Source organism: Rhodococcus sp. 06-221-2 (assembly GCF_002258365.1).
Lineage (GTDB): Bacteria > Actinomycetota > Actinomycetes > Mycobacteriales > Mycobacteriaceae > Rhodococcoides > Rhodococcoides fascians.
This window is the reverse complement of sequence record NZ_NOYJ01000013.1, coordinates 1-24,397: the sequence shown is the minus strand read 5'-3', so window position 1 is coordinate 24,397 and position 24,397 is coordinate 1. Positions and strand designations below refer to the sequence as shown.

Genomic DNA, 24,397 nt, shown 5'->3' with positions numbered 1-24,397 from the left:
GTCCAACGCCTCGAAAAACCGCACCTTCAACCCAGCACATGCCACGATCCCCGCAACTCCCTCAAATCGAGGGTGTTGCGGGGATCGTTAGAACCCGCCGCGAAGATGTCGGGGGCTTTCTCGTGTTCGGGCGCCGTTGTCAGCGATTGACGACGGTCACCGGATGGGCGTAGGGCAGGTCTTCGACGGGCAGCGGGAACTCGGTGTCCTCACCGAAGGGCGACAAGCCACCCGATCGAGCGGACGAGAGTTCGGTCACCGCGTGGTCACCGCGAGCGGTTTCCGGCCAGCCTGGATCGACATAGGGCTTCTTCGACTTGTTCACCATGGGCCCATTTTGACACCTGCCCTGCGGCGAGCACCAGCCCAGGTCTCTAATCTGATAGACGATGACCGACACGACTGCGCCCCGACACACCGACATGCCTCCCGATCTGCCTCAGTGGATCGCAGCTCGCACAGACGCGGAGCTGATCAAGGCCATGTCGTTGCGTCCGGATCTGACTGCGCCGCCGCCCGCCTCGCTGGCAGTGCTGGCCGGCCGGGCAGAGCAACGCCGGTCGATCCTGCACACTGCGGACACCCTCGACACCCTGGCCCTGACCGTGCTCGAGATCCTGGCCATCGAAGAGGCCTACGAGCGTCCGGTCACCAGGGCCACGCTGCTGTCCGTCATCGCCAAGCGCGCCCCGGCCAAAGCCGTGGACAAAGCGCTGTCCCAACTGCGCGAACGCTTTCTCGTCTGGGGCGACGCCGCTGGGTTCCGGATCAGCGCAACCGCTGCGGACGCCGTGCCGTGGCGCATCGGCCGCGCTCTCGACCCGGTGGACACCCTCACCGAAACCCACATCACCACAGCGCTGGCCGCACTCGAAGACGGCGAGCGCAATCTTCTCGACACCCTGGCCAGGTCTTCGCCCACCGGCCGTACCCGAGACGCCGCACCGGGCACCCCACCCGATCGGCCCGTGCAGAAACTGCTCGCCGCAGGCCTGCTGATCTGGTTGGACGAGCAAACCGTCGAACTCCCCGTCCAGGTCGGTCAGATATTGCGCGGCGAGCCCATGACGGATCCCCGCTCACTTGCCGAACCGAAGCTGACGACCACTGCACATGCGCTCGCCGACGTCGACGCTGCCGCGGCGGGCGAGGCACTGGAGCTCGGGCGGCACTGTGTGGCCATCATCGAGGCGCTGTCCGCGTCACCGGCTCCCGCCCTCAAGGCCGGCGGGCTCGGAGTGCGCGAGCTGCGCAAGATCACCAAGGCCACCGGACTCGACGACGACCGCGTGAGCATCCTCGTCGAACTGCTCGCCGCCGCCCATCTGATCTCCAGCGGAACCCCGGACCCTGTCCCCTCCGCCGACACCGGCGACGACTACTGGGCACCGACGCCCGCCGTCGACGCGTGGCTCGCCGCCGCCCCGGCCGCCCGCTGGCACACTCTCGCCTCCGCCTGGCTCGAGACGCCGCGAGCCCCGTGGGTGATCGGCATGCGTGACCCCAACGACAAGCCCATCGCTGCGTTGTCCGACGAAGTCCGCTCGCCTGCCGCGCCCCGCGACCGTCGCATGATCCTGGAGCTGCTCGCCGAGCTCGGCAGTGGACACGCCGCGACGCCCACCGACCTCACCCGCACACTGACGTGGCGTCGACCCCGGTGGTCCGGACGGTTCGGCGTGACACCCGTCGGGCACGTGATCGCCGAGGCGACCGCTTTGGGAGTGGTCGCGCGCGGCGCGATGTCGACGCCGGGACGCTCGCTGCTGCACGACGGTAATGCCGAGGCCGACATGCGCGCGGCACTCCCCGAGCCGATCGACTACGTGTTGGTCCAGGCCGACCTGACGCTGGTGGCACCGGGACCGCTCGAACCGGATCTGCAGGATCGGATCGCGCTCGTCGCCGACGTGGAGTCGGCGGGTGCCGCGACGATGTATCGCATCAGCGACACGAGCCTGCGCCGGGCCCTCGACGTGGGCCTGACGGCCTCGGAGTTGCATTCGTTGTTCGCGACCCATTCGCGCACTCCGGTTCCGCAGGCCCTGACGTATCTGATCGACGACGTGGCCAGGCGTCACGGCCGGCTACGCGCCGGCGTGGCCGCGTCGTTCGTCCGGTGCGAGGATCCGGCGTTGCTCGCCGAGGTGATGGCCTCTCCGGCCGCCGAGTCGCTGGCCCTGCGCGCCCTCGCCCCGACCGTCGCGATCTCCCAGGCACCGCTGGCCGAGGTGCTGTCGGTACTCGCCGGGGCCGGATTCGCGCCCGCGGGTGAAGACTCGTCCGGCACCATCGTCGATCTTCGAGCCCGCGGCTCCCGGGTGTCGGCGCGGCGGCCGCGCCAGACCTTCCGTACCCCGGCCGTTCCCACCGACGAGCAGCTCGGGTCGTTGGTACGCGGAATGCGAGCCGCCGACCGCGCTGCGGGCAACGGCGGTGCGGTGGTGCGCGCCGACGGATCTCGCGCGAGCAGCACCGCGACGATGACGCTGCTGCAGACAGCAGCGAAGGTCAAGCGCAGCGTCAGCATCGGGTACGTCGACGCACAGGGCGTCGCGACCCACCGCATCGTCGATCCGATCAGCATCGGCGGCGGTCAACTCGACGCATTCGACCCCGCCACCGGGGGCGTGCGGCGGTTCACTCTGCACCGCATCACCTCCGTCGCCTTGGTGGACTGAGTCACTGCTCACGTGCACGCGGGCCCCTACCTGTGGACAATGGAGAAGTTGCGCTCTTTCGGGCGCAGCAGAAGTCTCTAGGAGGAACCGTGACCGACGGCCCGCTGATCGTCCAGTCCGACAAAACGCTGTTGCTCGAGGTCGATCACGAACTCGCGGGCGCAGCGCGGGCGGCGATCGCACCGTTCGCCGAGCTCGAACGTGCGCCCGAGCACGTGCACACCTACCGCATCACCCCGCTGGCGCTGTGGAACGCGCGCGCTGCCGGTCACGATGCCGAGCAGGTGGTCGACGCGTTGGTCAACTTCTCGCGCTATGCGGTACCGCAGCCGTTGCTGGTCGACATCGTCGACACGATGGCCCGATACGGCCGGTTGCAGTTGGTCAAGAGCCCGGTCCACGGTCTGGTGCTGATCAGCCTGGACCGCGCGGTGCTCACCGAAGTGATGCGGCACAAGAAGATTGCGCCCATGCTCGGCGCGATGGTGGACGAGGACACGGTCATCGTGCATCCGAGCGAACGCGGCCACGTGAAGCAGATGTTGCTCAAGATCGGCTGGCCCGCCGAGGACCTCGCCGGCTACGTCGACGGCGAAGCGCACCCGATCGAGCTCGATACCGAGGGTGGCAAGTGGACGCTGCGCGACTACCAGGAGATGGCCGCGGATTCGTTCTGGGCCGGCGGCTCCGGCGTCGTCGTGCTGCCGTGTGGTGCGGGTAAGACCATGGTCGGTGCGGCGGCGATGGCCAGAGCCAAGGCCACCACGCTGATCCTGGTCACCAACACCGTCGCCGGCAGGCAGTGGAAGCGCGAGCTCATCGCTCGCACGTCGCTCACCGAGGAAGAGATCGGCGAGTATTCGGGCGAGCGCAAAGAGATCCGCCCTGTGACAATCGCCACGTACCAGGTCATCACCCGTCGAACCAAGGGTGAGTACAAGCACCTGGAGCTGTTCGACTCCCGCGACTGGGGATTGGTGATCTACGACGAGGTACACCTGCTCCCCGCACCGGTGTTCCGCATGACAGCCGACCTGCAGTCACGGCGTCGACTCGGCTTGACGGCCACGCTCGTCCGCGAGGACGGACGCGAGGGCGACGTCTTCTCGCTGATCGGCCCGAAGCGCTACGACGCGCCCTGGAAGGACATCGAGGCGCAGGGGTGGATCGCACCGGCCGAGTGCATCGAGGTGCGCGTCACCCTCACCGACGCCGAGCGCATGTCGTACGCGGTCGCCGAACCCGAGGAGCGCTACAAGCTCTGCTCGACGGCGCACACCAAGATCGCCGTCGTGAAGTCCATTCTGGCGAAACACCAAGACGCTCCGACGTTGGTGATCGGCGCGTACCTCGATCAGCTGAACGAACTCGGTGAAGCCCTGAACGCGCCGGTGATCCAGGGCTCGACCAAGAACAAGGAACGAGAGGTGCTGTTCGACGCCTTCCGCAAGGGTGAGATCCAGACTCTGGTGGTGAGCAAGGTGGCGAACTTCTCGATCGACCTTCCCGAAGCGTCGGTGGCAGTCCAGGTTTCGGGAACGTTCGGCTCCCGGCAGGAAGAAGCCCAGCGACTGGGCCGATTGCTTCGGCCGAAACACGACGGTGGTCAGGCGCACTTCTACTCGGTGGTCTCGCGCGACACCCTCGACGCCGAATACGCCGCGCACCGGCAGCGGTTCCTCGCCGAACAGGGGTACGCGTACCGCATCACCGACGCCGACGACCTGCTCGGCCCGGCAATCTGACGCTTCGTGTCGGGATCGGCGGCATGCTAGGAATAGCAGTGTGCGCCGATTCGAGTTCCCCGTAGACGTAGCCCACGCGAAGTCGGTCAACGAGACGTTCACCGAACTTCGCCGGCTGCGGATGTCCGCGGCGCTCACGGCAGCGGTCCTGCTGGCACTGGGGATCTGGTTCTTCTGGATCGCGACGCCGTGGTCGTACATCCTCGGCGGCGTGTTCTGCATCGGGGCGGCGACGTCCCTGTGGGTCATGGTGTGGGCACCGAAGAAGATGGGGTCCATCGAATCGCTCTACACCCGGGGCGATCTGGTTCCGGCGGTGGTGGCCGAGACGATGCCGAGCGGCGCGACATTGCTGTCGCTGGTCGATGTCGCGAAACCAGGAGTCGACGAGCCGCACTACGTCCTGATCACGCGCGTCGTCCGTGCGCTGCCCGGCCACGCCGTCGAACGCGGTGCCGAGGTGCCTGCGGTGTCGGTGCTCGCCGATCGCGGCCGTAACACCGGTGGACGCACCTGGCAGCTGGTGTCGGCGATGCCGATCGCCTGGGGCACCACCGACGCAGCCGTTCTGGCGCGCGCCGCCGCCGAGATCACCGAAGGCGAATGGGCACTGCTGCACGCCAACATCGGACTGTCGGAGAAGGTACGCAAGGCCAAGAACCAGCAGCTGCTCGTGGACCCCGCCGATCTGCCCGAGGATCTGACGCGGCCTACCGAAGAGCCGGGGGTGGAGCCTGCGGAACGACCTACCGAAGAGCCGGGATGACCTCGCGCTCGAAGAGTTCGATGCCGGAGCGGTCGTAGGCGGCTTCGGGGAAGTAGAAGATTCCGTACGTCATGCCCTGCTGCTGCAGTTCGGTGAGGTTCTCGACGATCTGCTCGGGTGTTCCGACGGCGGGCATTCCGCGGTATGCGCCCAATGCCTCGTGTGCCTTCTCGGCTCCGACGTGTTCGGTCAGTCGAGCCTCGAGAGCGCGTAGCCGCTCCTGCACCTCGGCCTCCGTGGAGCCGATGGCCACGTTGTAGTTGGCCGAGCGGACGATGGCGTCGAAGTCCGTGCCGACGGTTGCGCAATGATCGCGCAGCAGAGCCGATTTGGCGGCGAATCCGGTAGGGGTTCCATCGAAGTTGGTGTAGTTCGCGTATTTCGCTGCGATCTTCAGTGTCACTTTTTCGCCGCCACCGGCGATCCACAGTGGGATGCCGCCCTCCTGCAGGGGCAGTGGGCGCACCACGGCACCGTCGATCTCGTAGTGCTTGCCGTCGAGATACACCTCGCCGGTGGTCCACGCTTGTTTGAAGATCTGTACGCCCTCGTCGAGGCGGCCCAATCGTTCACCGGCAGAGGGAAATCCGTAGCCGTAGGCGCGGAACTCGTGCTCGTGCCAACCGCCGCCGATACCCATCTCGACCCGACCGCCGGAGATGATGTCCACTGTCGCAGCAACTTTCGCTAGATAGGCGGGGTTGCGATAGGACATCGCCGTGCACATCTGACCCAGTCGGATACGCGAGGTGGACGCGGCGAGTGCGGACATCAGCGACCAGGCCTCGTGCGTCGCCTCGTCCGTCGCGACAGGAACGGTGTGGAAGTGGTCGTAGACCCACAGTGATTCCCACGGTCCGGCTTCGGCGGCAACGGCATGCTCGCGCAGCACACTCCACTGCTGGGCCGGATCGATCCCGACCAGATCCAGCCGCCAACCCTGAGGCACGAACATTCCGAATCGCATGACAGGCACAGTACAGACGCAGGCCCGACGCTCGCGCCGGCTGTGTGAACTACGCTGCAGGAATGTCCGAGATGTTGCCGTCGCGCACAGTGACCCGGTTGCGCCCGTTCGCATCGACCATTTTCGCCGAGATGACCGCACTCGCGGTGGCGAAGAACGCCGTCAATCTGGGGCAGGGATTCCCGGACACGGACGGACCGTCGGCCATGCTCGAGGCCGCGCGGGACGCCATCGCGAACGGCCTCAACCAGTACTCCCCCGGCCCGGGAATGCCGGTCCTGCGCGCAGCCATCTCCGAAGACCGGCACGCCCGGTTCGGACTTCGGTACGACCCCGATTCGCAGGTTCTCGTGACCGTGGGTGCCACCGAGGCCATCTCGGCGACGCTGCTCGGCTTGATCGAGGCGGGCGACGACGTGCTGTTGATCGAGCCGTTCTACGACTCCTATGCGGCCGCTGTGGCGTTGGCCGGAGCCACTCGCACGGCCGTTCCCCTGGTCACCGACGGCAACGGATGGACCGTCGACACCGACGCCCTCGAACGGGCCGTGAGCCCACGAACGCGCATGCTGATCGTCAACTCGCCGCACAATCCCACCGGCACCGTGTTCGATCGCGAGACGATGATCCGTATCTCCGAGATCGCGATCGCCCACGACCTGCTCGTGCTCACCGACGAGGTGTACGAGCACCTGATCTTCGACGACGGTGTGCACACCCCGATCGCGACGCTGCCGGACATGTTCGAGCGAACCGTCACCGTGTCCAGTGCCGCGAAGACGTTCAACGCCACCGGCTGGAAAACCGGGTGGGCGCTCGGACCGAAAGAGCTGATCGATGCGGTGCGCGCCGCCAAGCAGTTCATGAGCTTCGTCGGCGGTACCCCGTTCCAGCCCGCCGTCGCGTACGCACTCGGTCACGAGCAGGCGTGGATCGCCGCCATGCGCGACGGTCTGCAGCGCAAGCGAGACACGCTGTCCGCGGCATTGTCCGAGGCGGGTGCGGACGTCAAGCACAGTGCCGGAACATATTTCGTGTGCGCCGATATCGCACCGATCGGCCGCGGTGATGCGTACGAGTTCTGTCGCACCCTGCCCGATCTCGTGGGCGTCGCCGCGGTACCGGTGACTGCCTTCGTCGACGAGCCTGCGCCGTGGAAGTCGTTGGTGCGCTTCGCTTTCTGCAAGCAGGACCACGTGCTCGCCGATGCCGCCGAGAGGTTACGGCGATTGTGACTGCGCAACCGACGATTCCGGCGTACTTCGTCAGGCAAGCCGTCGACCTCGCGGCCAACGGCGGAGTGGACCTGACGTACCCGTTGTCGATGGCCGGGATCGGAACCACCATTCTCGACGACCCGGCGGAGCGGCTCACCACCCGACAGGTCACCGCGTTCACCCAGGCCGTCTGGGCGATGACCGGCGACGAACTCTTCGGACTCGCCGCAGTTCCCGTGCGGCGCGGCAGTTTTCGGGTGGTGTGTCAGACGTTGATACACACGGAGAATCTGTGGGCAGCGCTGATTCGAATGTCCGAGACCATGCGCGTGCTCATTCCGGTGAAACCGATGACGCTGGATCGAACCGAGCAGTCGACGGTTCTGACGGTGCACGTCGAAGCCACGACCGACCTCAGCCCCGAAGCGAACGAGCTCGCCGAGCGATTGCTGACCGACTTCCTGTTGATTCTGCTGCATCGGTTCGCGGCGTGGCTGATCGGTAACCGGGTCAAACTCCTGTCGGTTCAGTTGCCCTATGCACTGCCTGGACCCGAGGCCGGGAAGATGTACGACACCATATTCGGAACTCATGTGCAGTTCGGATCCGAGCGCGCCGCACTGGAATTCGACACCGCGCTCATGCGCGCCCCGATAGTGCAGACCGAGGCCACACTGGCCGAGTACCTCGCGGAGTCACCCAACCTGCTGTTCTCGTCGAGGGACTACGACAGCACTGCGTCGAGTCAGGTCCGAAGGGCCCTGGAGACCGGATTCAGAGGCGGGACGCCGGCTACCGAAGAGATTGCGGCCATGCTCAACATCAGCCCGCCGCATCTGCGCCGCGTCCTTCGCCAGGAAGGCACCTCCATCAATCAGCTCCGCGAGGAGGTTCTGCGCGACGCTGCCATCTCGGGGTTGAGCCGCGGCGACAGCGTGGACGACATCTCGGCCCGCCTGGGCTTCTCCGAACCGAGCGCGTTCCGCCGGGCCTTCAAACGCTGGACCGGGCAAACTCCCGGCACGTATCGATAGAGCTCGGCGCGATCAGCTGACGCAGAACTCGTTGCCCTCGGGATCGGTCATGGTGATCCAGGTGCTTGGCCCCTGCTGCCCGCGATGCAGTACCGACGCGCCTCGACCTTCGAGTGCGGTCGCCACCGCCTCGCGTCCGTCACCGACGCGAACGTCGAGATGGAGTCGGTTCTTCACGGACTTCGATTCGGGTACCGCCTGAAACAGCACCCGCGGGGTGCCCGGAGATTCCGGATCGGTGATGCCCTGGCCTGCTCGCCACACCAGAACGCCGTCGAACACGGTTGTGTCGTTCTCTCGGGCGTGGCCTGCCGCAACCATCTCGCGAATGAACTCCTCGTTGCTGGGTTCGACCTGCCAGCCGAGAGTCTGTGCCCACCATGCCGCGAGCGCATGCGGGTCGACGCTGTCCACGACGACCTGAAATCGGTAACCCATGCGAGAACGATATACCGCCGGGAGCTGGCAATGGGAACACCTGTTCGATACAGTCGAGTCATGTCGCTCGCGATGCAAGGTTCGCTGTTCGGTGACGACGACGGTGGCGTCGGGTCGCTGCAGTCCGTCACCCGCCGCGAGCTGACGCTCGGTGCCTGGGTCGATGTGCGGCCGGGCTGGTTGTCCGACAGCGACCTCTTCGATTCGCTGGTCACCGACGTCGACTGGCGCGCCGAACGCAGGCAGATGTACGACCGCGTGGTCGATGTGCCGCGCTTGGTTCGGTACTACGCCGAGCGGGAGCACTGGCCGCATGCGGCACTGTACGAGGCCCGCGATGCACTGGACGACCACTACCGAAGCGAGCTCGGGGAGTCGTTCGCGACCGCGGGACTGTGTTACTACCGCGACGGGTCCGACAGCGTCGCCTGGCACGGCGACAACATCGGCCGCAGCGCCACCGAGGACACGATGGTGGCGATCGTATCCCTTGGTGCGACAAGACAACTCATGCTCCGTCCCCGCGGCGGCGGGACCTCTCTGAAATTCAGCCTCGGTCACGGCGACCTGGTGGTGATGGGCGGGTCCTGTCAACGGACCTGGGAGCATGCAATTCCCAAATCGACCCGCGCGGTCGGCCCACGCATCAGCGTGCAATTTCGACCGCGCGGGGTTCGCTAGCGTACGACGCGTCAGCGCGCGGCGTTCGCGGCCCGACGCGTCTCGACGGCCGCCGCGAGAGTGGCCAATTGCGTTGCCGTCGTGTCCCAGTCGAGGCATGCATCGGTGATGGACTGGCCGTACACGAGCTCGTCGCGGTGGCCGAGTTCGAGGTCCTGACGCCCTGCGACGAGGAAGCTCTCGAGCATCAGTCCGACAATTCCGTGCTCGCCGGCCGCGACTCTGCCGGCCACGTCGGTGACGACGTCCACCTGCTTGTTGTGGTCCTTACGGCTGTTGCCGTGGCTGGCATCGATGACGACTCGCTCCGGCAGACCCGATTTACGCAGGCGGGCAACGGTATCGGCCACGGACGCGGCGTCGTAGTTCGGTCCGTCGACGCCGCCGCGCAGAATGACGTGGCAATCGGGGTTTCCGACGGTCCTGATCAAAGCCGCCTTGCCGTCGAGATCGGTTCCGGGGAAGACGTGGCTCGCCGCGGCGGCGCGGGTTCCGTCCACGGCGACCTGAATGTCACCTTCGGTCGAGTTCTTGATGCCCACCGGCATCGACAAGGCGCTGCACAGCTGCCGGTGCACCTGACTGGCTGCGGTCCGTGCTCCGATGGCACCGTAGCTGACCAGGTCCGCAATGTACTGCGGGGTGATCGGGTCGAGGAATTCGCAGCCGACGGGCAGGCCGAGCGCCGAGATGTCCAGCAGCAGCTGGCGTCCCACTCGAAGACCTTCGTTGATGTCGAAGCTGCCGTCGAGGTGCGGATCGTTGATCAGACCCTTCCAGCCGAGCGTCGTCCGCGGCTTCTCGAAGTAGACCCGCATGACGATGTGCAGTCGATCGCCCAACTCGGCTGCCGTGGCGGCGAGGCGTCGGGCGTAGTCGAGGGCAGCGTCGGTGTCGTGCACCGAACACGGGCCGACCACGACGATCAGTCGGTCGTCACGGCCGTCGAGAATGTCGACGACACCGGAGCGTCCGGTACGAACACTCGCCGAGATCGCGTCGTCCACCGCGTGCTCGCGGCGTACGACCGACGGCGCGACCAGCGGACTGATGCTGATCGTGCGCTGATCGTCGAGTGACGGGGTGTCGAGGGAGAGCGTCATGAGAGGGTTTCCTGTTCCCAGGCCGGCTCCGCATGCTCCACGCGCACTTCGAGCCGGTCTGTATCCGGCTCGTGGGGTGGAGGGTCAGCGCATGGCGTCGCTGGCTGACCCACCCGGGGCCGGCCTGCTAAACCAGAAATACGTGCGCTGCATGAAGAGCACCGTAACAGACTCTCCCGTGATGCACCTATGCTCGTCTCTGCAGTCGGTTCGCCAGGTGGTCATGAGGAGCCCCGAAGTTCACCTCGGCGTCGAGCGGTGCGTGCAGTCACGGCGCATCGCGAGAGGGAACCCGGTGAGAATCCGGGACTGTCCCGCAGCGGTATGCAGGAACGACCGCCGTCATCACGCACTGAAGAAGCCTCTTCGGGAAGCGACGGCCAGTAGGAGTGGGCTCTTCGTCCGCGCGCCTGCAAGTCCGAATACCTGCCCTCTGTGCTGTGCACGCCGTGTGCAGCGGTTCACCGCCTCGTGGAATGGGCGCGTAACCCTGGTATGGCTGTGGTCAGGGCTCACCGGGATCTGCGCGCCCGTGAAGACGGTGCACCACCCACGTGTAGTCACCCTGGAGATCAACTGTGAACAACGATTTCACTGCCACCGTGCTCGGTTCGGCTCGCATCGGACCCAACCGAGAACTGAAGAAAGCCGTCGAATCCTATTGGGCCGGAAAGCTCGATGCCGAGGCCCTCGAATCGGTCGCGAAGAATCTTCGCGAGAACGACTGGCGCACACTCGCAGCCGGGCTCGATTCCGTTCCGGTGAACACGTTTTCGTACTACGACCAGATGCTCGACACTGCGGCCCTCCTCGGAGCGTTGCCACCGCGAGTCGAGGCAGTCGAAGGCGAACTCGATCGGTACTTCGCCGCCGCCCGCGGCACCGAGACCATCGTCCCGCTCGAAATGACCAAATGGTTCGACACCAATTACCACTACCTCGTGCCCGAGATCTCGCCGGAGACCACGTTCTCCCTGCACCCGGACAAGGTGCTCGGCGAGGTGAACGAGGCTCGTGCACTGGGGATCCCGGCACGTCCGGTGATCATCGGACCGGTCACCTTCCTGTTGCTGTCCAAGTCCGTCGGCTCCTCCGATTCGCTGCTGGGAAGAGTGGACGAACTGATACCGCTCTACGCCCGTCTGCTCGAACTCCTCGCCGCAGCCGGAATCGAGTGGGTCCAGATCGACGAACCGGCGCTGGTGCACGATCTCGACGACGAGACCGTCGCAGCGGCGACCCGATGCTTCGAGCAACTCGCAGCCTCGCAGACCCGCCCGGCCATTCTGCTGGCGTCCTACTTCGGCGACCTGGGCGACGCGCTGCCCGCAGTGGCGTCCACCGGGGTCGAGGGCCTGGCAGTCGATCTGACCGTTCCCGGTGTGGCCGAGCAACTTGCAGCTACTCGCGCTACCTCGACGATGCTCGTCGTGGCCGGCGTCGTCGACGGACGCAACGTCTGGCGCACCGATCTCGACGCCGCGCTCGAGACACTGCACGAGGTCGGTAGACATGCACGCGCAGTGGCGGTGTCGTCGTCGTGCTCACTGCTCCACGTTCCCTATTCGTTGGACGCCGAACCTCAGCTCGAGCCGGCACTGCGGTCGTGGCTGGCGTTCGGGAACGAGAAGATCACCGAGGTCTCGGTGCTCGCGCGCGCACTCCAGGGCGGAACAGCCGGAGAGCCCGAGCGATTCGTGTCGGACCGATTCGAGTCGGCCCGCGCGGCTCTGGATTCGCGGAGACACGATGCACGGCTGCACGATCCGGCAATCCGTACGCGCGTGACCAGCGCTGCCGGCCGTGACCGCAGCCCAGGAGACGTCCGCCGCGTCGTGCAGGCCGAGTATCTTTCGCTCCCTGTTCTGCCGACGACGACCATCGGCTCCTTCCCACAGACGAGCACGATCCGCCGCGCGCGGGCGGCGCTGCGCAGCGGAACCGTCGACGAGGCGGAGTACGTGCGGCAGATGCGCGCGGAGATCGCCGATGTCGTTGCACTGCAGGAGCGTCTGGGGTTGGACGTGCTCGTCCACGGCGAGGCCGAACGAAACGACATGGTGCAGTACTTCGCCGAGCAACTCGACGGATTCGTCGTGACCGCCAACGGCTGGGTGCAGTCGTACGGGTCACGGTGCGTGCGACCACCGATCCTGTACGGCGACGTCTCGCGCCCGGCACCGATGACGGTGGAATGGGCGACGTACGCGCAGTCGCTGACCGACAAACCGGTCAAGGGAATGCTGACCGGTCCGGTGACCATTCTCGCGTGGTCGTTCGTCCGAGACGACATCCCGGCGGCCGAGTCGGCAGCTCAGATCGCCTCGGCGATTCGAGACGAGACGATCGACCTGGAGTCGGCGGGGATCCGCATCGTCCAGGTGGACGAGCCCGCGCTCCGCGAACTGCTACCGCTGCGCTCGAAAGACACTACAGCGTATCTGGATTGGGCCGTCCGCTCGTTCCGGATCGCGACGTCCGGCGTCGACGACGCGACACAGATCCACACGCACCTGTGCTATTCCGAGTTCGGTGAGGTCATCGACGCCATCGTTGCCCTCGACGCCGACGTGACGTCCATCGAGGCCGCACGCTCGCGCATGGAGGTGCTCGACGACCTCACTGCGGTCGGCTTCGCACTCGACGTGGGACCCGGTGTCTACGACATCCATTCGCCGCGAGTTCCGACGGTCGCCGAGATCACCGAGTCGCTCCGCGCGGCGGCCGAGGCAGTTCCCCTCGAACGGCTCTGGGTCAATCCGGACTGCGGACTGAAGACACGGGGCCCGGCCGAGGTCGAGCAGTCGTTGAGAAACATGGTGCTGGCCGCGGCAGCGCTGCGCTGACCCCATGTGAGCGGAACTTCGAGACGGGTTCACGTGGTCGCCAGGCTAGGGTTACCTATCCATGCCCGCTCGGTGAAAGAGATCGAAGTGAAACGTCTGCTCGTCGCCACCGCCCTCGTCGCAGTCGCAGCCCTGACCACCGTCGCGTGCGGCGACAGCGGCGAGCAGACACCGAGTACCGCCACCCCTCCCGCCTCCAGCACCGACGCGGCATCGGACGCTCCGGGCCCCACCGGCATTCCCGACGGGATGGGTTCGGGTGCCGCCGACGGCGAGTTCCCGCGCACCGTCGGGCATTTCGGCGGGTCCACCGAAATCCCCGCCGAGCCGAAGAAGATCGTGGTGATCGCCACCGGCCAGCTCGACGCCGCATTGACCCTGGGCGTGATCCCCACCGGTGCCGCCTACGGCGACGGAGCCGATCTGGTGCCCGACTACATCAGCTTCTCGTTCCCCCAGTACGCGGACCAACTGACGCAGATGGCAGATCTGGGCAACCGCCAGAGCGTCGACATCGAGGCCGTCGCCGCCGCCGAACCCGACCTCATCCTGGCCAACAAGACCGGCTCGGAAGACATCCACCCGACGCTGTCGGCCATCGCGCCGACCGTATTGACCGAGGGCACCGGCGTGAACTGGAAGCAGGACTTCCTTCTTCTCGCGGATGCACTGGGACGCACCGAGCAGGCGCAGGGGTTCCTGGACACATTCGCGTCCGACGCTCGCGCACTGGGTGATTCGGTCTCCAACGGCGGCGGATCCGGGGGCGCTCCGACGGTGTCGTTCGTCCGCTTCACCGCAGACCGGGCACGCGTGTTCGGCGTCGCGTCGTTCGCGGGATTCATCGCCTCGGACGCCGGTCTGGCGCGCCCGCCCAGCCAGCAATTCGACAAGACCTCGCAGGACTTCAGCGAGGAAGAGATCCAGTTGGCGAACGCCGATTGGGTATTCGTCTCCAGCCAGGACGCGAGAGCCGATTCGAGCGCTGCGTCGTACACCACCAATCCACTGTGGACCGGGATGAGCGCGGCAACGCAGAACCACATCGTGCGCGTCGACGACGACCCGTGGTACCTCAACGCCGGCCCCACGGCGGCGACCATCGTGCTCGACGGCCTGAAAAACGCTCTGCAGAGCTGACCCCTATGTGAGTGACGGAGCCTGATTGGTCGTTCCGCAGGCTCCACTCCCGACTCGTAGCAGGCTACGAAGTTCGACTCACATCGGGCGGATAGGTTGCGCACAACTTAACCGTGCGCTACCGTTCTTCTCGTGACCAACGAACTCGCACTCGATCGTCAGGTGTGCTTCGCGCTGTACTCCGCTTCGCGGGCTACCACCGCGGTGTACCGCCCGATGCTCGACGAGCTCGGCGTCACGTATCCGCAGTACCTGGTCCTGCTGGTGCTGTGGGAGAAGGACGGGCGCGGCGTCAAGGAAATCTGCGCTGAACTCGACCTCGACACCGGCACGCTCTCGCCGATGCTCAAGCGACTCGGAGGTCTCGGTTTCATCGAGCGTCGACGACTGAGCACCGACGAACGCCGCGTCGAGATCCACCTCACCGAGACCGGTAGCGCCATGCGCGCGAAGGCACTCGACCTCCCCCGCAAGCTGGCCGAGAAGACCGGCATGGGAGTCGACGATCTAGTCAGGCTCAAGGAATCGCTCGACGCATTGACGAGCGCTCTGCATCACACCGATTCGCGCACGACAGAAGGAGAATCATGAAGACCATCTACACCGCTGAAGCTCTCGCCACCGGCGAAGGACGTAACGGCCACGCCCGCACCTCCGACGGACGTCTCGACCTCGATCTCGCCATCCCGGAGGCTATGGGCGGCAGCGGAAACGGCACCAATCCCGAGCAGCTGTTCGCAGCCGGCTACGCCGCGTGCTTCCACTCCGCACTGCAGATGGTGGCGCGTCAGGACAAGGCCGACGTCACCGATTCGGCCGTCGGCGCTCGTGTCGACATCGGCCCGAACGACCAAGGCGGCTTCCAGCTCGCAGTCACCCTCGAGGTGACTCTGCCGAACCTGAGCCGCGAGAACGCCCAGGCCCTGGCCGACAAGGCACATCAGGTCTGCCCGTACTCCAACGCCACCCGCGGCAACATCGACGTCACCGTCACCGTCACCGAAGACGAGTAAGAGGAAACACCATGAAGGCACACGAAATTCACCTCGCGTCCCGCCCAGAAGGCTGGCCGACCGAAGACAACTTTCGCGCGGAGGTCGTCGACCTCCCCGAACTGCAGGACGGGCAGATCCTCGTTCGCAACATCGTGATGTCGGTCGATCCGTACATGCGTGGTCGGATGAACGACGTGAAGTCGTACGTCCCGCCGTTCCAGCTCGATGCGCCGCTCGACGGCGGTGCCGTCGGCGAGGTCGTCGAATCCAAGGCCGACGGTTTCGCAGTCGGCGACGCTGTTGTGCACGGCAAGGGATGGCGCGATCTCGCCATCGTCCCGGCACAGGGAGCCAGCAAGGTCGACCTCGGCGCAGCCAAGGCATCGGCATACCTGAGCGCACTCGGAATGACCGGCACCACAGCGTATGCGGGCCTGACGGCCGTGGCGTCCTTCCAGAAGGGCGACGTCGTGTTCGTCTCCGGTGCCGCCGGGGCCGTCGGCTCGCTCGTCGGACAGATCGCCAAGGCGCTCGGCGCATCTCGCGTCATCGGTAGCGCCGGATCCCCCGCCAAGGTTGCTCGCTTGCTCGAGCTCGGGTTCGACGCGGCATTCGACTACCACGACGGCCCTGTCGCCGAACAGCTCCGACAGGCAGCTCCCGACGGCATCGACGTGTACTTCGACAACGTCGGCGGTGACCATCTCGAAGCTGCTATCGGGTCGATGAACAAGCACGGCCGAATTGCCATGTGCGGAGCCATCGCTCAGTACAACTCGACCGAACCGACCCCGGCCCCGCGCAACCTCGCCCTCGCCATCGGCAAGGAGCTGACGTTGAAGGGATTCATCGTCGGCTCGTACGCGCACCTCACCGAGGAATTCCGCGCGAAGATGACGGATTGGCTCGCCAGCGGCGCAATCGAATTCGACGAAACGATCGTCGAAGGCCTCGACAATGCCCCGGCCGCCTTCATCGGACTGATGAAGGGCGAGAACACCGGCAAGATGGTCGTCACCATCTAGGTCGGGCCGGCACGGCGCGTCACCGCAGTCCACACCCCGGTCGGGAATTCCGACCGGGGTGTTTCCATGCGTGCACCGATTACAGTCGTTGCATGCCTGCCGCCCCACTTCCGTTGCGCGACGGCCTCGACCCCACCAGGGTGCGGATGCCCGACGTCGCGACCGGCGCAACGGTGCTCGAATATCTGTGTGCCCGCTTCCCGCAGGATGCGGCCAGGCTGACCGAGAAGGTGTCCGGCGGGGAGGTCGTCGATGCAGCGGGCGTACCGATCGACCCGTCGACGATCGCCGGCCCGCGTGCGGACATCTACCTCTACCGTGACCCACCGGTGGAATCGGCCGTGCCGTTCTCCCTCGATGTGCTGCACCGCGACGAGAACCTGCTCGTGGTGGACAAGCCGCACTTCCTCGCCACGACGCCGCGAGGCGCGTACATCGCACGCTCGGCGTTGGTTCTGCTGCGACGACAATTCGATCTCCCCGAGTTGAGCCCTGCTCACCGACTGGATCGACTCACCGCGGGTGTCCTGGTGTTCACCGTGCAGCGGCAGGCGCGCCGGCCGTATCAGGAGATGTTCGCTCAGCGCACGGTCACCAAGCAGTACGAGGCAATTGCCCCACTGTCCCAGAATGTCGACTTCCCACTGACAGTGCACAGTCGAATCGTCAAGGAACGCGGCGTTCTTCAGGCACGGGAGGTACCGGGCGAGCCCAATGCCGAGACACGCATCGAACTGGTCGACACTCTCGGGTCGTACGGTCGATATCGGCTGCACCCGCGCACGGGGAAGACGCATCAACTTCGGGTTCATCTGTGCTCGTTGGGAATCCCGATCATGGGCGACAGCTTCTATCCGTCGTTCCGCGAGGTCGCCGACGACGACTACTCCGATCCGCTCCGCCTACTGGCTCGCTCCATCGAGTTCGTCGATCCGCTCAGCGGCGTGGTTCGACGGTTCGAGAGCAATCGGAGTCTCGATCCTCCTGCAGCGCAACCGATTCCGTAGTACCGGCTATTTCGTCGGCTCGGACGGTGATGCGGTGCGAGATGACCGCGAGCGCGAACAGACCGACCGCTACATTTCCCAGCGCAGCGAACCCCTCCTGGGCGAAATCCACGAGCGCGTTGAGCAACGTGAACACCAGTGCGGACACGCGGAGAGTGCGCAACGGCCACACGGGACCGTCCGTTCGCAACCGCAGCATCGCCGGCAGCGCCGTGGCGAAAGTGATGCAGGCACTGACGAACAGGATGCCGCTGGCGATGCCCATCCTGTCGACGTCGATCGTCAGGTCTCGGCGATCGATGAGCAGGTCACCCAGGACGAGCTCGACGATCCCGAACACGACTCCCGCCCCGGAGATCAGGACCAGTCCCCAGCCGACGACGGGAACCCAACGGGGACTGGTGAAGAACGCGGGAATCAGCCGTGGAACGAACTGGCGCATCGAGTGGGTACGCGATGTCGACCGGCGGCAGGTGCCGAGCAACAATCTGATTCCGGCTACGGTGTCCGGGTCGGCTCCGTCCGACTCCGCTCGCGCAACCATCCGCAGCGCCCAGTCGCGCCGATGCTCGGGAAGACCGTGCGCGACGCCATCCGCGGCGATAGCGGCCGCATTCGCCAGCGACTCGTCCCGCGACGGCCTGCGGAACTCCCGCACGATCCTGCTGAACACCAACAGCAGCACCACCAGGACGTACATGATCTCCGACGACGGGCCGTAGAAGTAATCGTTGTCCTTGGTGACGAACTTGCCGACCTCGTCGAGAAACAACCCGAACCCGATTCCGCCGAGCACCACGGTGAAGACCCGAACGCCGAACCCGATGAACATCCACCCGATCAGCAGAGCCAGCATCATCGCCGCCCCGCCGTACAGAGCGTGCGCGATGTGCAGCGACTTGCCACCGACCTGCGGGTAGTGCGTGAGCTCCAAATACGCCCTGGTGACCAGAATCGTGGCAATGGCCACCACCATGAAGGCCTCGGACGCGGAACTGCCGTAGGCATCGCGGACCACGCCGGTACGTTGCGGGTGCCCCGGACGAGCGATCATGAACCGAGTATGAGCTTCCCGCCGTCGCCTCCGGGCTATTTTCGCCTCTGCATTCCCGCGCGCCGCATGGGGGCGACTTGACAAATTCGTTTGCCGAAACTGCAATGGATCGATGACGGACGCAGAAACCACCCTCGACGAGCTCATCGCCGGCCTCGGCCCCCGCCTCAAGCGCATCCGGATGGAAAAGAACACCACCCTCGCCGCGCTGTCCGACACCACCGGCATCTCGATCAGCACGCTCTCACGGCTCGAATCCGGTGACCGCAAACCCAGTCTCGAACTGCTGTGGCCGATCGCCCGCGCGCATCAGATGGCGCTCGACGATCTGGTGACGGCTCCCCCCGTCGCCGATCCCCGGGTACGCACCACAGCCACGGTGCGCGAGAACGTCACCATCCTTCCGCTGACGCTCCGCCCCGGCGGACTGCAGGCCTTCAAACTGCTGATTCGTCCGGACGACAAGGAGCCACGCCCGCGGGTGCACGAGGGGTACGAGTGGTTCTACGTTCTCGACGGCACCCTGAGACTTATTCTCGGCGAACACGATCTGACGATGAAGGCCGGTGAGGCCGCCGAATTCGACACCCGGGTACCGCACTGGTTCGGCGCTGTCGGCAACCGACCGGTCGAGCTGCTGAGCTTGTTCGGACCTCAGGGCGAGCGCATGCACGTCCGCGCGAAACCGACTGTATGAAAAGTCATGTCGGTGTGAGACAGTGAAGCCCGCTCGACCCAGAATCCACTCGGTCATCCGCACCGACAACACCATCTCGAGGAAAAAGATGACCGACAGACTGCCCGATTCACCCGCCTCTCGTACCGACGTCGACATCGCGACCGGAGTGCTCATCGGTATCCACGGCGGCTCGGTGGCCGACGCCATCGACGAGTTGTTCACTACGGCGAAGAATCACCGGGTAAGTCTGTTCGAGCTCTCCCGCACGCTGATCACTGTCGCCGAGGGGCGCGACGTGGAGCAGTCCACGACAACGGACGCGGTGTACTCGATGTGGGGTTCGGCGCTGGGCCGGCGTGGAGCCGTGACCACGTTCGGCTTGGTCACCGGTTCCGCCGCAGTCTGATTCGGGCGGTCGCTATCCGCGGACTGCCGGGTCGGTCCGCAGTTCCGGGAATCGAGCCGTCATCGCGTCGATGTGCCGATACATCTCGTAGAGCTCGGTGCGGAGAGTGGATGCCTCGGACTCGAATTGCCTCGCGCGAGATTCGGCACGGTCGGCGCGAGCCCGAAATGCTTTGGATTGCGCAATTTCGATGGCCGCCGAACACGTCCGAATGTGTTCGGCCAGTCCTCGCGCGAACACTCTCGCCTGGGCAAGATTGACGTCGTAATTGTCGTCGCGCGGTGACGGTGCGCCGTTCGCTGTGCCCATGAAATGAAGTCGCCCTCGGTCGTCGGCCTCGATATCCTCCGACGAACTCTACGCTCGGATTCGAGCGACCCGTTCGAGAACCGCCCCTCCGAGAATCGCCATCACCCGAAGACGAGTGCCAACACCACCGACGCAGAGGTGGCAACGATGGCAAGGACGATGGTCGCTGCGATCGCACGTTGCCTCACGGTGCGGTAACCAGACGTCTCCAACCCGTCGTCGGCATCGTCCTCGTCGGCGGTACGCGCGGCATAGAAGTCGTCGGAGTCGACTCCGTCCTCGTCGAAATACACGACATCGCGCGGTGGGATCCAGCTCTGCCCATTGGCTGCGATTGCGGCTCCCAGTCGCTCCAGGCGCATCTGAGCCCGCACCGGATACCAATCCGAGGGCGCGTGGATGGGGAGCGATCGGGCGAGCATCAGCGGCGACCGGTACTGCTTCTGCAGTGCCGCGAACGCAGCGGACGCCGTCGGATCGTCGTCGGCCTTGTCGGTCAGAAACCACACGGCACCGGCCGCCGCACGATCACCGAGAAGGAGATACGTGTACGCGAGCAGTTCCAGAACCGCCGGCGACGACGGGTTGCGCGGCAAGGCGTCGAGGAGCCCGTTTCGTGCGGCGTTGGTGTCTCCACGTGCGAGATCGGCTTGCGCGCGAGCGATCACATCCACCTGTCGAGCCTAACGTTGCAATCGAGCGCCGTCACGGGACAGTGAATACTCCGCAGACGACTAAGCCCCTCTCGACCGAAGTCGAGAGGGGCTTTGTCAGTGCTTGTCGATCACAACCGTGGTGGCCAGGGCCGGGATCGAACCGGCGACCTTCCGCTTTTCAGGCGGACGCTCGTACCAACTGAGCTACCTGGCCGGGCGGCACCGGTGAAACAATGCCATCGCAATGCCGGTGCTTTCACACCGATTCTGCGACCCTGACGGGACTCGAACCCGCGACCTCCGCCGTGACAGGGCGGCGCGCTAACCAACTGCGCCACAGGGCCTTGCTGTTGTTGCCGCGCTATTTCTAGCGCACCAACTCTCCGAACTGCAAATCTGCTTCTCGCCGGAGCGAGATGAAGAATGCTGTACTGCACATCGGATTGTCAATCCGATGCTTTCCTGCGTACCCCCTACGGGATTCGAACCCGCGCTACCGCCTTGAAAGGGCGGCGTCCTAGGCCGCTAGACGAAGGGGGCCCGCCGAATTGCTTCGACGCTACCCTCAACGGCGTTCCGTTGGGAGCTGGGATAGCTTAGGACACTTTCGCTGTAAATCTCAAACCGGCAGGTCAGAGGCAGTTTTTGCCTCGTTTTCGCCGAACTGCTCCCACCCGTGGAGTTCGAACTCGGCCAACCAACTATCCGACGCCATGGCAAGGAGCACGATCTCGACGGACTCCTCGAACCGCTCGCGTAGATCTGCGTTGTCGGCCACCAGATCCGACATGTAACGCTGACCCGCCATCGACGCGGCGAGTACCCGCACGAACTTGGCCGCGTCGAACTGCGGCTTGAGGTCTCCCATCGCCAGCGCTCTCTCGGCCTGCGCGTACCCCTGAGCGCCCCACACCCGGCCACCACCGGAGTGCACCTCCGCGTAGAACTCGGGCTCGACGATCAGCCGGAATTCTGCACGCACGATCACATCGTTCTGAAAGTTCTGCGCGATGTCGTCGACGATTCCCTTGATGACGTAAAAGGGATGCGCGGTCGAATCCGCCCATTTCTCGGAGATTGCGACATAACGGTCGAGTCCGGCCGCGAGCACCGCTCGGGCCAGGTCTTCCTTGGACTGGAAATGGAAGTACATCGCCCCCTTGGTGGCGTTCGATCCTTCCAAGATGGTGTTGACGGACGCAGCCGCATATCCGCGCTTGGCGAATTCCGCCGCCGCTGCCTCGACGATTGCCGCCCGGGTCCGCCGTGCGCGCTCCTGTTGTGCCATTTACTCCGTGCCTCCGAGCCCAAGCGCCCTGCATATCCACAGGTAGTACAAGTAGAGAGTACTTCACCCGAACGACACGCGACTCGACTCACCTGCGGTCCGCTACGACGCGTGCAGCCGACAGAAAATTCGGTTGGGTAACTGAAACAAGCCGAATGGTATTGTTCACCCGGCTCGAGTGCGCTGCAGGGGGTGCGCACTCGAGCCGCTCACGTACGTCCGCTCGGGCCAGGTCGGCACCGCCGTTCGAGCCACAACGCCGATACCGAGCATGCGTACGAATTCCGCCGAATGGCCGCCGGTCTCCCAGAGCCGGAAAGCAGTTGAATATCGAATTACATTCTGCACGAGCATCTCTCGAGGCACCTTCGTTTGCACCGCTCCTTAGCGCATGAAAACTGTTGCTGATCAATCGAATACGGCAAACCCGCTCCGTGAGGTCACCAAAAGCACTGTCTCATAATCGATATCAGCGGCGAAAAGGTAACGGTTTCGACACATTCTCGGAATAGCCGAAGACGTAGACCACCTCGGGCATAGCGTGATGCGCATCACACATGATGCTTCGGCCGATCGGGGACGGGTGCACGCCATGAATCTATCGATCCGCGTATGTCGTTCGATGACAGTACTACTCGTGTCGTCGGCCTTGACGTTGTCGACCGCGCACACCGTCGCCGCCGACCCACTGACGAACTTCCTCGATCCCGTCGCCGATCCCGCCCTCTACCTGCCGACCCCACTCGGCGAGCCGTTCTTCGACCCGCCGGCAGGATTCGAGGAGCTCCCGCCCGGATCGGTTCTCGGCACCCGACGCGTGAGCGTCGGGCCGCTGTTCACCCCGGTCACCTCGACCCAGATCCTCTACCGCACAAGCGATTCCAAAGACCGACCCGTCGCAGCGGCGACGACCGTCATCGTGCCCGCCGCACCCTGGGCCGGTCCCGGCACGCGTCCCGTCGTCGCGTACAACATGGCCATCAACTCACTGGGCAACACCTGTGCACCGTCGTGGACCCTGCCCCGAGGTATCGCCCGGGAGATTCCAGCGGTGCAGGCGTTCCTCGCCAAGAACTATGCAGTGGTCGTCACCGATCACGAGGGTCCGCGGCAGGCGTACGCGGCCGGGCGCATGGCCGGCCATGCGGTGCTCGACGCGTTGCGCGCGATGGTGCGCCTCCCCGAACTCGGGTTGCCCGCGTCCTCCCCGATTGCCGTCACAGGCTATTCGGGCGGCGCGATCGCCACCGGATGGGCCGCTCAACTCGCCCCGTCGTACGCGCCGGAGGTCAATCTGGTGGGCGCGGCCTTCGGCGGTCCGCCGACCGACTACCGGATTCTGCTGACGTCGATGAACGGCAACGTCGCGTCGACGCTGTTCCTGTCCGCAGCGCTCGGGGTTGCCCGCGAGTATCCCGAGATGTTCTCCCTGATGAACGCCAACGGACTGCGTCTGGCGACCGTGGCCAAAGATCTCTGCATCACACTGCTCGCTCCCGGCGGACTGGTGGCACCGATACCGGCCCAGGCCCTCTCGGACGTGCCGAACGTCGACCGAACCGAGATCGCCGAACGCATCATCGCCGCGACCCGCATGGGCGGTGATCTCGCCCCCACCGTGCCCACGATGATCTACCAGGGCCGTCAGGAATTCTGGATTCCCCGGGAAGGTGCGGAGACGCTGTACGACGAGTGGTGCGCACACGGTGCCGACGTACGCCTCGAGGAGTACTTCGGTGAACACCTCGTCGTCGCGATCAGTGGCATTCCCGGTGCGTACTCCTGGATCGACGACCGCCTGGCCGGTATCCCCGCGCCGCAAGGCTGCAGCAGTTTCGGGCGCTGACCCCCGAAACGCGGTGCCGGGGGTGCATGACCGACACGGCTGCACTGCCCATTACACTTTCGATCCGCGCCCCTATAGCTCAGTTGGTAGAGCTACGGACTTTTAATCCGCAGGTCGTAGGTTCGAGTCCTACTGGGGGCACCACACACCCTTCCGCCGAACTGCATTCGGCGGCACCCGGTCCGTACACTCGGGGTAACGATCGGCCCGTCCGCAGCGACGTGCAGGGAGAACTGCAGCAGTCGCGAAGATCCCCACATCGGCCGATGTCGGTCGTCACGACTGCTCGAACAGCAAGTGAACAGCCGCGACACGGTTCACACCGAACCTACGGTGCCGTAAGCTGGACCGGTCGTACGCAATCTATGGAGGCGATCTAATGGCGAGGGATCTGACACAGCTCGAGCTTCTGCAAGAGCTGGTGCCCACTGCCGAGGACAACGTGAACCGTCACATTTCGATGGCGCGCGAATGGCATCCCCACGACTACGTGCCGTGGGACGAAGGCCGTAAC

At 65.3% G+C, this 24,397-nt stretch carries 23 protein-coding genes, 4 tRNA genes, 1 pseudogene and 1 riboswitch; of the genes and pseudogenes, 17 read left to right on the top strand and 11 right to left on the bottom strand.

Going from position 1 to position 24,397, the window contains the following annotated elements; translation table 11 throughout:
• Positions 1–139: 139 nt before the first annotated feature.
• Positions 140–328, bottom strand: a complete 189-nt coding sequence (locus tag CH281_RS07195; protein ID WP_008719333.1) for a hypothetical protein — start codon at positions 326–328, stop codon at positions 140–142.
• 61 nt (positions 329–389) lie between these two features.
• Between CH281_RS07195 and CH281_RS07190 the strand changes: the two genes are divergently transcribed.
• The 3 genes from CH281_RS07190 (at position 390) to CH281_RS07180 (ending at position 5,192) form a co-directional block, all read left to right on the top strand.
• Positions 390–2,681: a helicase-associated domain-containing protein gene (locus tag CH281_RS07190; RefSeq protein WP_032365879.1), complete on the top strand. Its 2,292-nt coding sequence runs from the start codon at positions 390–392 to the stop codon at positions 2,679–2,681.
• Between the two features lie 89 nt (positions 2,682–2,770).
• The gene (locus tag CH281_RS07185) at positions 2,771–4,426 is read left to right on the top strand and encodes a DNA repair helicase XPB (RefSeq protein ID WP_027495892.1); all 1,656 of its coding nucleotides are present in this window, start codon (positions 2,771–2,773) and stop codon (positions 4,424–4,426) included.
• Between the two features lie 40 nt (positions 4,427–4,466).
• Positions 4,467–5,192: a DUF3239 domain-containing protein gene (locus tag CH281_RS07180; protein ID WP_169879424.1), complete on the top strand. Its 726-nt coding sequence runs from the start codon at positions 4,467–4,469 to the stop codon at positions 5,190–5,192.
• On the opposite strand, the gene CH281_RS07175 is transcribed toward CH281_RS07180, so the two are convergent.
• Positions 5,173–6,159: an LLM class F420-dependent oxidoreductase gene (locus CH281_RS07175; protein ID WP_027495891.1), complete on the bottom strand. Its 987-nt coding sequence runs from the start codon at positions 6,157–6,159 to the stop codon at positions 5,173–5,175. The two genes, CH281_RS07180 and CH281_RS07175, sit on opposite strands and share 20 nt — an antisense overlap.
• 62 nt (positions 6,160–6,221) lie before the next feature.
• Here CH281_RS07175 and CH281_RS07170 point away from each other — a divergent pair, with 62 nt between their 5' ends.
• Together CH281_RS07170 and CH281_RS07165 are read left to right on the top strand one after the other, a co-directional pair.
• Positions 6,222–7,394: a pyridoxal phosphate-dependent aminotransferase gene (locus CH281_RS07170; RefSeq protein WP_094621733.1), complete on the top strand. Its 1,173-nt coding sequence runs from the start codon at positions 6,222–6,224 to the stop codon at positions 7,392–7,394.
• A complete protein-coding gene (locus CH281_RS07165) occupies positions 7,391–8,410 on the top strand; it encodes an AraC family transcriptional regulator (RefSeq protein WP_032390756.1) in 1,020 nt (339 codons plus the stop codon). The genes CH281_RS07170 and CH281_RS07165 overlap by 4 nt, the downstream gene beginning before the upstream one ends.
• Before the next feature lie 12 nt (positions 8,411–8,422).
• On the opposite strand, the gene CH281_RS07160 is transcribed toward CH281_RS07165, so the two are convergent.
• On the bottom strand, positions 8,423–8,848 hold the full coding sequence (locus CH281_RS07160; RefSeq protein WP_094693584.1) for a VOC family protein: 426 nt from the start codon (positions 8,846–8,848) through the stop codon (positions 8,423–8,425).
• Between the two features lie 60 nt (positions 8,849–8,908).
• Between CH281_RS07160 and CH281_RS07155 the strand changes: the two genes are divergently transcribed.
• Positions 8,909–9,529: an alpha-ketoglutarate-dependent dioxygenase AlkB gene (locus CH281_RS07155; RefSeq protein WP_032388870.1), complete on the top strand. Its 621-nt coding sequence runs from the start codon at positions 8,909–8,911 to the stop codon at positions 9,527–9,529.
• A gap of 11 nt (positions 9,530–9,540) precedes the next feature.
• Here CH281_RS07155 and CH281_RS07150 read toward each other — a convergent pair whose 3' ends face one another.
• Entirely contained in the window at positions 9,541–10,632 is a 1,092-nt protein-coding gene (locus tag CH281_RS07150; protein WP_032388871.1) for a 3-deoxy-7-phosphoheptulonate synthase, read from the bottom strand.
• Between the two features lie 238 nt (positions 10,633–10,870).
• Positions 10,871–11,080: riboswitch (cobalamin riboswitch) on the top strand.
• A gap of 130 nt (positions 11,081–11,210) precedes the next feature.
• Here CH281_RS07150 and metE point away from each other — a divergent pair.
• The 6 genes from metE to CH281_RS07120 all read left to right on the top strand — a co-directional run bounded on the left by metE (position 11,211) and on the right by CH281_RS07120 (position 17,645).
• Complete coding sequence (gene metE / locus CH281_RS07145) at positions 11,211–13,478, top strand: 5-methyltetrahydropteroyltriglutamate--homocysteine S-methyltransferase (protein WP_094693582.1); 2,268 nt, start codon at positions 11,211–11,213, stop codon at positions 13,476–13,478.
• Between the two features lie 87 nt (positions 13,479–13,565).
• Positions 13,566–14,618 (top strand): ABC transporter substrate-binding protein, encoded by a 1,053-nt coding sequence (locus CH281_RS07140; RefSeq protein ID WP_094693580.1) that lies wholly within the window; start codon positions 13,566–13,568, stop codon positions 14,616–14,618.
• Between the two features lie 132 nt (positions 14,619–14,750).
• Positions 14,751–15,209 carry a MarR family winged helix-turn-helix transcriptional regulator gene (locus CH281_RS07135; RefSeq protein ID WP_094693578.1) on the top strand — a complete coding sequence of 153 codons (459 nt, stop codon included), beginning with the start codon at positions 14,751–14,753 and terminating at the stop codon, positions 15,207–15,209.
• Entirely contained in the window at positions 15,206–15,631 is a 426-nt protein-coding gene (locus CH281_RS07130; protein WP_032365872.1) for an organic hydroperoxide resistance protein, read from the top strand. Before CH281_RS07135 ends, CH281_RS07130 begins: the two co-directional genes overlap by 4 nt.
• Before the next feature lie 11 nt (positions 15,632–15,642).
• Positions 15,643–16,638: an NADP-dependent oxidoreductase gene (locus CH281_RS07125; protein WP_032371322.1), complete on the top strand. Its 996-nt coding sequence runs from the start codon at positions 15,643–15,645 to the stop codon at positions 16,636–16,638.
• A 92-nt stretch (positions 16,639–16,730) separates the two neighbouring features.
• Positions 16,731–17,645 (top strand): pseudouridine synthase, encoded by a 915-nt coding sequence (locus CH281_RS07120; RefSeq protein ID WP_032390751.1) that lies wholly within the window; start codon positions 16,731–16,733, stop codon positions 17,643–17,645.
• Here the strand turns inward: CH281_RS07120 and CH281_RS07115 are convergent.
• Entirely contained in the window at positions 17,575–18,699 is a 1,125-nt protein-coding gene (locus CH281_RS07115; protein ID WP_230593516.1) for a hypothetical protein, read from the bottom strand. The two genes, CH281_RS07120 and CH281_RS07115, sit on opposite strands and share 71 nt — an antisense overlap.
• A gap of 112 nt (positions 18,700–18,811) precedes the next feature.
• Between CH281_RS07115 and CH281_RS07110 the strand changes: the two genes are divergently transcribed.
• Positions 18,812–19,396: a helix-turn-helix domain-containing protein gene (locus CH281_RS07110; protein WP_032365869.1), complete on the top strand. Its 585-nt coding sequence runs from the start codon at positions 18,812–18,814 to the stop codon at positions 19,394–19,396.
• A gap of 88 nt (positions 19,397–19,484) precedes the next feature.
• On the top strand, positions 19,485–19,784 hold the full coding sequence (locus tag CH281_RS07105; RefSeq protein WP_143536230.1) for an ANTAR domain-containing protein: 300 nt from the start codon (positions 19,485–19,487) through the stop codon (positions 19,782–19,784).
• Positions 19,785–19,796: 12 nt separating this feature from the next.
• On the opposite strand, the gene CH281_RS07100 is transcribed toward CH281_RS07105, so the two are convergent.
• The 6 genes from CH281_RS07100 to CH281_RS07075 all read right to left on the bottom strand — a co-directional run bounded on the left by CH281_RS07100 (position 19,797) and on the right by CH281_RS07075 (position 22,037).
• Positions 19,797–20,093 carry a hypothetical protein gene (locus CH281_RS07100; protein ID WP_032365867.1) on the bottom strand — a complete coding sequence of 99 codons (297 nt, stop codon included), beginning with the start codon at positions 20,091–20,093 and terminating at the stop codon, positions 19,797–19,799.
• A gap of 101 nt (positions 20,094–20,194) precedes the next feature.
• Positions 20,195–20,767, bottom strand: a complete 573-nt coding sequence (locus CH281_RS07095) for a DUF6584 family protein (RefSeq protein ID WP_032365866.1) — start codon at positions 20,765–20,767, stop codon at positions 20,195–20,197.
• A gap of 119 nt (positions 20,768–20,886) precedes the next feature.
• Positions 20,887–20,963 (bottom strand) — tRNA-Phe (locus CH281_RS07090).
• Positions 20,964–21,019: 56 nt separating this feature from the next.
• Positions 21,020–21,093: transfer RNA gene (locus tag CH281_RS07085), tRNA-Asp, on the bottom strand.
• A 123-nt stretch (positions 21,094–21,216) separates the two neighbouring features.
• Positions 21,217–21,289, bottom strand: a tRNA-Glu gene (locus tag CH281_RS07080).
• A 79-nt stretch (positions 21,290–21,368) separates the two neighbouring features.
• Positions 21,369–22,037, bottom strand: coding sequence for a TetR/AcrR family transcriptional regulator (locus CH281_RS07075; RefSeq protein WP_027495877.1), 669 nt, complete (start codon positions 22,035–22,037; stop codon positions 21,369–21,371).
• A gap of 622 nt (positions 22,038–22,659) precedes the next feature.
• Between CH281_RS07075 and CH281_RS07065 the strand changes: the two genes are divergently transcribed.
• The 3 genes and pseudogenes from CH281_RS07065 to CH281_RS07055 form a co-directional block, all read left to right on the top strand.
• Positions 22,660–23,883: a lipase family protein gene (locus tag CH281_RS07065; RefSeq protein WP_032365863.1), complete on the top strand. Its 1,224-nt coding sequence runs from the start codon at positions 22,660–22,662 to the stop codon at positions 23,881–23,883.
• Between the two features lie 68 nt (positions 23,884–23,951).
• Positions 23,952–24,027: transfer RNA gene (locus tag CH281_RS07060), tRNA-Lys, on the top strand.
• Between the two features lie 235 nt (positions 24,028–24,262).
• Positions 24,263–24,397, top strand: a pseudogene (locus tag CH281_RS07055) (acyl-ACP desaturase); the annotation flags it as partial.